The sequence below is a fragment of the Saccharomonospora iraqiensis subsp. paurometabolica YIM 90007 genome, from assembly GCF_000231035.2.
Taxonomy (GTDB): domain Bacteria; phylum Actinomycetota; class Actinomycetes; order Mycobacteriales; family Pseudonocardiaceae; genus Saccharomonospora; species Saccharomonospora paurometabolica.
This window is the reverse complement of sequence record NZ_KI912225.1, coordinates 21,694-26,680: the sequence shown is the minus strand read 5'-3', so window position 1 is coordinate 26,680 and position 4,987 is coordinate 21,694. Positions and strand designations below refer to the sequence as shown.

The 4,987-nt window shown below is 73.0% G+C and carries 6 protein-coding genes; 1 reads left to right on the top strand and 5 read right to left on the bottom strand.

Features of this window, described 5'->3' with window-relative positions; genetic code table 11:
* Positions 1-507, top strand: a 507-nt coding sequence (locus tag SACPADRAFT_RS0208770; protein ID WP_007026478.1) for a zinc-binding dehydrogenase, incomplete at its 5' end; no start/stop codon positions are given.
* Positions 508-662: 155 nt separating this feature from the next.
* Here SACPADRAFT_RS0208770 and SACPADRAFT_RS0208765 read toward each other — a convergent pair.
* The 5 genes from SACPADRAFT_RS0208765 to SACPADRAFT_RS26530 all read right to left on the bottom strand — a co-directional run.
* The gene (locus SACPADRAFT_RS0208765; RefSeq protein WP_007026479.1) at positions 663-2,198 is read right to left on the bottom strand and encodes an arylsulfotransferase family protein; all 1,536 of its coding nucleotides are present in this window, start codon (positions 2,196-2,198) and stop codon (positions 663-665) included.
* A gap of 180 nt (positions 2,199-2,378) precedes the next feature.
* Complete coding sequence (locus tag SACPADRAFT_RS0208760) at positions 2,379-2,609, bottom strand: hypothetical protein (RefSeq protein ID WP_007026480.1); 231 nt, start codon at positions 2,607-2,609, stop codon at positions 2,379-2,381.
* A 262-nt stretch (positions 2,610-2,871) separates the two neighbouring features.
* Positions 2,872-3,645, bottom strand: a complete 774-nt coding sequence (locus SACPADRAFT_RS0208755) for an SDR family oxidoreductase (RefSeq protein ID WP_007026481.1) — start codon at positions 3,643-3,645, stop codon at positions 2,872-2,874.
* Between the two features lie 103 nt (positions 3,646-3,748).
* Positions 3,749-4,342 carry a TetR/AcrR family transcriptional regulator gene (locus SACPADRAFT_RS0208750; RefSeq protein ID WP_007026482.1) on the bottom strand — a complete coding sequence of 198 codons (594 nt, stop codon included), beginning with the start codon at positions 4,340-4,342 and terminating at the stop codon, positions 3,749-3,751.
* A 188-nt stretch (positions 4,343-4,530) separates the two neighbouring features.
* Positions 4,531-4,987 (bottom strand): NAD(P)/FAD-dependent oxidoreductase (locus tag SACPADRAFT_RS26530; protein ID WP_007026483.1); only part of this gene is annotated, 457 nt, incomplete at its 5' end.

Genomic DNA, 4,987 nt, shown 5'->3' with positions numbered 1-4,987 from the left:
GCGGTGCAGCTGGCCGCCGCGCTCGGCGCACGGGTCGTGGCGGTGACCTCCTCCCCGGACAAGGCCGAGGTCGCCCGCGCCGCCGGCGCCCACGACGTGGTCACCGCCGAGACCTTCCGCGACGAGGTCCGGGAGCTCACCGGCGGGGCCGGGGTGGACATGGTGGTCGACCCGGTCGGCGGTGACCGGTTCACGGACTCGCTGCGCAGCCTCGCCACGGAGGGCAGGCTGCTGGTGATCGGGTTCACCGGCGGGGAGATCCCCACCGTGAAGGTCAACCGGCTGCTGCTGAACAACATCTCCGTCGTCGGCGTCGGGTGGGGCGCCTTCTGGAGCAGCCGTCCGGAGTACCTGCGGCAACAGTGGGCCGAGCTGCAGCCGCTCCTCGAGGACGGCGCACTCGACCCGCCGGTCGGCGCCGAGTACCCGCTCGACGACGTCGCCACCGCACTCGCCGACCTGAACGAGCGCCGCGCCCGCGGCAAGGTGGTCCTCACCGTCCGCTGACCCCCGCGAGTCGCCGCCCCGCACCCGCGAGTCGGCACTCCGGGACGGCGAGTCGGCAGTCCGGGACGGCGAGTCGGCGGTGCGCGAGCGGATCGACGGTCCCCGGCCGGGAGTGGACGCTCCCGTGCCGGGGCCGCCGACGGTTCCGTGCCGGATCAGTCCCCGTCCCGGACCGTCTCCGAGCGGGCCAGCACCGCGTCGTCCGCGCCGAGGGCCTCGGCCGCGAAGAAGGGGCCCTCGCTGGTGACCGCCACGGCCGTCTCGAAGCCGCTGCGGTCCACGGTCGCCACCGGCTCCAGCGCGTCGCCGGATTCCCCGGCGAACACCCGCCACCGGCGCGTCGCGGTGGAGCCGTTCCAGCTCGTGTAGACGGTGCGTCCGCCCGCCTTGCTGGGCCCGATGCCGACCGCGGGTTTCTCGGCGGGCGTGCCGGTCCAGTCCGCGGTGCGGGCGCGGTAGGACTGGTCGGGTTCGGGGAAGCGGGCGTCGAACGTGAGCGTGCCGTCCGGGGCGAACTCCGAGGTGTAGGGTTGCGATCCCCAGCCCACGAGCGCACGGCCGTCCTCCAGCAGCTGCATGCTGCCCTGATTGTCGGCGCGCAGTCCGGCCGGGTGCACGAACTCGCGGTCGAGCGTGACCCGGCGTGCCTCGTGGTCGATGTGGAGCACCAGCCCCCGGGAGTGCGGACCCTGCGGTGGCGACGAGGAGTTGTCGAACAGTGCCAGCCGGTCACCGGAGTGCATCCGCGCGTCGTGCTGCCAGGAGAACCGGGCGGTCTTCTCGACCTCGAAGTCGGACCGGCGACCGTTCATCCGCCACACGACCTCGCCGCTGTCCCGGGAGATCTTGTACAGCGCCCAGGTGTTGCGGGCCGACAGGACGAGACCGCCGTCGTCGGTCTCGGCGATCGAGTTCAGGTGGATGTAGTCGAACGGTGCGTCCTCGCTACCGGTCTCGCCCAGTTCCTTGTAGGTCTCGTCGACGGCGACGTGGTCGAGACTGTTCCACTCGAACAGCACCTCACCGGAGGGGATGTCGACCTCCTGCACCACGCCGGCGTAGACCCAGCCGTCCGCGGGGCCGCCGACGGCGGACAGGTCGGTCCGGGCCGGGTGGTAGGCCATCAGCAGTGCGGTGTCCCGCTCGGTGATCAGAAACTCGTGCAGGTCGGCCCGCATCCCGTTGCCCATGCCGACCTCGGCGACCGGCCGGTACGCACTGTCGTGGATGACGGCCGTGCCCTGCCCGTACCCGGCGAGAACCGTACCCTGCCACCAGGTCAGCACCGGTTCTCCGCGGTAGGTCTGCGGCTTGAAATCGGCCGGGACGAGCTGTTCGCCCTCCCGCGGCAGGAACCACACCGGCGTGCCGTGCCGGTCGACGACCATGCAGCCGGGCTGGCTCGGACTGCCCGCCCGGTACGCCTTCGGACTCAGGAACAGGTAGCCACCTCCGTCCGGGTCCCCGCCGGGGCCGGTGACCGCCACCCGTGGGGGACGCAGGTCGGGACGGGAGACGAAGTGGTGCAGCGCGTTGGCGGGTGGTGCGGCCGGTTCCCCGGCGGCGGCCGCCTGCTCCGGGCGGGGGAGCCGGTATCCCACGTAACCGGTGGTCAGCGGGACGGCCACGCCCGCGCCGACCAGGGCGGCCCGGCGCAGGAAACGCCGCCGCGTGAGATCGCTGTCAGCCATCGGCGGTAGTCCTCCTCGGCGGTGAGTGTCGCTCAAAAGAGTGACGTTACCGAGGAGTTGTCCGGGAGCTGCGCGCGGAGGGGCCGGGACGGTCCGGGGTCCGGGCCGGGCCCGCCGCGTGCGGACCCGGCCCGGACCCCGGGGTGATTCCGGACCTACCCCGGGGACGACCGTGGTCGCTCAGTCCACCGGTGCCACGTCGACCACCCGGTCGTGTCGGACCCACACCGGCTCGGCGTCGAGCCCGGCGTCGTCCGGTCGGGTGGGAAACCAGAGCACCGAGGTGTACGGGTCGGCGATCGGGTATGCGACGACCTCCCCGTCGCGGAACAGCTTCTCCATTCCGACGGGCGTGCCCGCGAGGTAGGTGATCCGGTCACCGACAACGATCTCGTCGGCATTCTTGTTCATGACGGTTTCCTCCGCCGAGCACATCCGGACCACGGATTCTTCATCTTGCTGACTGCAAGGACACTACCCGAGGTGGCGAGGGTCGACAGTGGAATCACAGCACCGGGTGACCTCCGTCCGGGCGATCTCCCGGTAACGGTTGCCGCCGGGCGGGGAACGGCGTCCGGTTCCCACCTGTCGTCCGTCGACCGCCCACATCGGACCGCCCGACGTCCGGCCGTCAAAAAGCGGCCGTCAGAACGCGGCCGTCAGAACGCGGCCGTCAGAACGCGGTCGGCCGGAGCAGGGCGTCGACACCACCGTCGATGACGAACTGGGCACCGTGGATGAACCCCGCATTCTCCCCCATCAGGTATCCGATCAGGGAGGCGATCTCGTCGGGCCGGGCGTGCCGGGAGATCGGGGCCACGAAGTCGCGGATGGCCTGACCGTACCGCTCGTCCCGCATCCCCGCCTCGAGCAGCGGCGTCTCGACCGAGCCCGGGGCGACCGTGTTCAGCCGGACCCCCGCGGCGCCCCAGTCGGACACCCGGCGCCGCACGGCGACGGTGAGCGCGTTCTTCGACCCCGCGTAGGCGAGCTGGCCGCGGTACTCCCCGCCGACGGCGAGGGCGTCGTCCACCGCGGACTCGTCGCCGGACCCGAGCACCTCGGCGAGGGGGTTGTCGGACCAGGGGAGCTGGGTGGACGAGACCGACGACACCACGACCGCCGCCGGGTCCGTGCCCCGGCGCAGGGCGGGCAGGATCCCGTCGAGCAGGGCGAGCGCCCCGAAGTAGTTCACCGCGACGATGCGCCGCGCGTCGTCGACGTGCGGGCCGAGCCCGGCGCACAGGGCGGCACCGTCGAGCACGCCGCCACTGCGTTCCAGGACACCGTCCACGGCGGCGCGGCGCCCGTCCGAAGTGCTCAGATCGGCGACGACGTCCGCGTCGTGCAGATCGACGCCGAGCACCTCGCGGCCCTGTTTCCGCAGGGTCTCGCAGGTGGCCGCGCCGATACCGGACGCGGAACCGGTGACAACGGTCGGTGCCATGCAGCGGTCCTCCTCGTTCGGGGTGCGATCCCGCGGGCCGCGGGATCGCCGTCCACCGGCCGCCCACCGTCACGGTGGGACAGGCCGGAGGACACGGTCGTGGTCACGGCGCCGCCAGGCCCGCGGTGACGAACGCACGCAGCGTCCCGACCGGCACCGTCCCGGTGGACGGCACGTCGGTCAGCGGCGTGCCGAAGGTCTGCAGGATGAGGTCGAAGGCCAACAGCCACCGGCGCGCGGCCTCCCGCTCGGACAGATCGGGCCGCGCCGCGCACAGCAACCGCGCCCACGCGGCCGGATCGTGCCAGCGCGACGTCCACCCGGCGCGGGCCCGGCCGAGCACGAACCGCGCGAGCAGCTGCAGGTGCAGTCGCCCCGCCGCCCCGGTGGCCAGTGTGGTCAACGGGGCGAGCACGACGTCGACGAGTTCGTCCACCGAGGGTGCCCGCCCCTGTTCCCACCGGGCGGCGAGGTCGGCGAGCCGGTCGGCCCACAGCGGGGCGAGCCGGTCCTCCAGCAGCGCCACGACGAGGTCGTCCTTGGAGCCGAAGTGGTAGTGCACCGCCGCCGGGTTCATGCCGGCGGCGGCGTTGATCGCGCGCACCGACACCCGGTCGTAGCCGGACTCCAGGAACAGGTCCTCGGCCACGGCCAGCAACCGTCGCCGCGCGGAGGGCTCCCCGGACGTCACCGTCATGACCGCCAGTACACCCGAGACCCACCTCCCGGGTCAATCACCGCCTCAATCACCGATTGACAACCCTCGACGGGGGAGGGATGCCGCGAAGGCCCCCTTGCCCGCGTTGACCGACGTGAAGGCCTCCTTCCCCGCACCGGACGCAGGCAAGGAGGCCTTCACGGCACACCCGGTCCCACCGGGGCGGCTCAGCGGAGGGGGTCGACGTCGCGGAGTTCCTCGGGCTGTTTGCCCGTGACGATCTGTTCGGCGAGCAGCCTGCCGGTGACCGGTCCCTGGGTGAGTCCCCACATGCCGTGTCCGCCCGCGACGTGGACGCCGGGGACGGTGGTCGCGCCGATCAGCGGCCTGCCATCCGGCGTGACCGGGCGCGGGCCCACCCACTCGTCGGTGCGCTCGTCCCACCGGACGCCGTCGAGCAACGGGCGCGCGGAGGCGACGATCGCCGCGATCCGCTCCCGGTCGAGGGCGTCGTCGGGACCCCGGAACTCCATCGTGCCGGCGACGCGGAGCCCGTCCCGGTACGGCGTGCAGGCCACCCGGACCCCCGGCAGGTAGACCGGCCCCGGGACCGGCGCCTCGGTCGGCACGGTGAACGAGTACCCGCGCCCGGCCCGCACCGGTACCCGCACGCCGCCGGTGCGG

Coding starts and splice junctions, on each gene's coding strand:
- SACPADRAFT_RS0208765 (WP_007026479.1), bottom strand. CDS start 2,198: ATGGCTGACAGCGATCTCACGCGGCGGCGTTTCCTGCGCCGGGCCGCC.
- SACPADRAFT_RS0208760 (WP_007026480.1), bottom strand. CDS start 2,609: ATGAACAAGAATGCCGACGAGATCGTTGTCGGTGACCGGATCACCTAC.
- SACPADRAFT_RS0208755 (WP_007026481.1), bottom strand. CDS start 3,645: ATGGCACCGACCGTTGTCACCGGTTCCGCGTCCGGTATCGGCGCGGCC.
- SACPADRAFT_RS0208750 (WP_007026482.1), bottom strand. CDS start 4,342: ATGACGGTGACGTCCGGGGAGCCCTCCGCGCGGCGACGGTTGCTGGCC.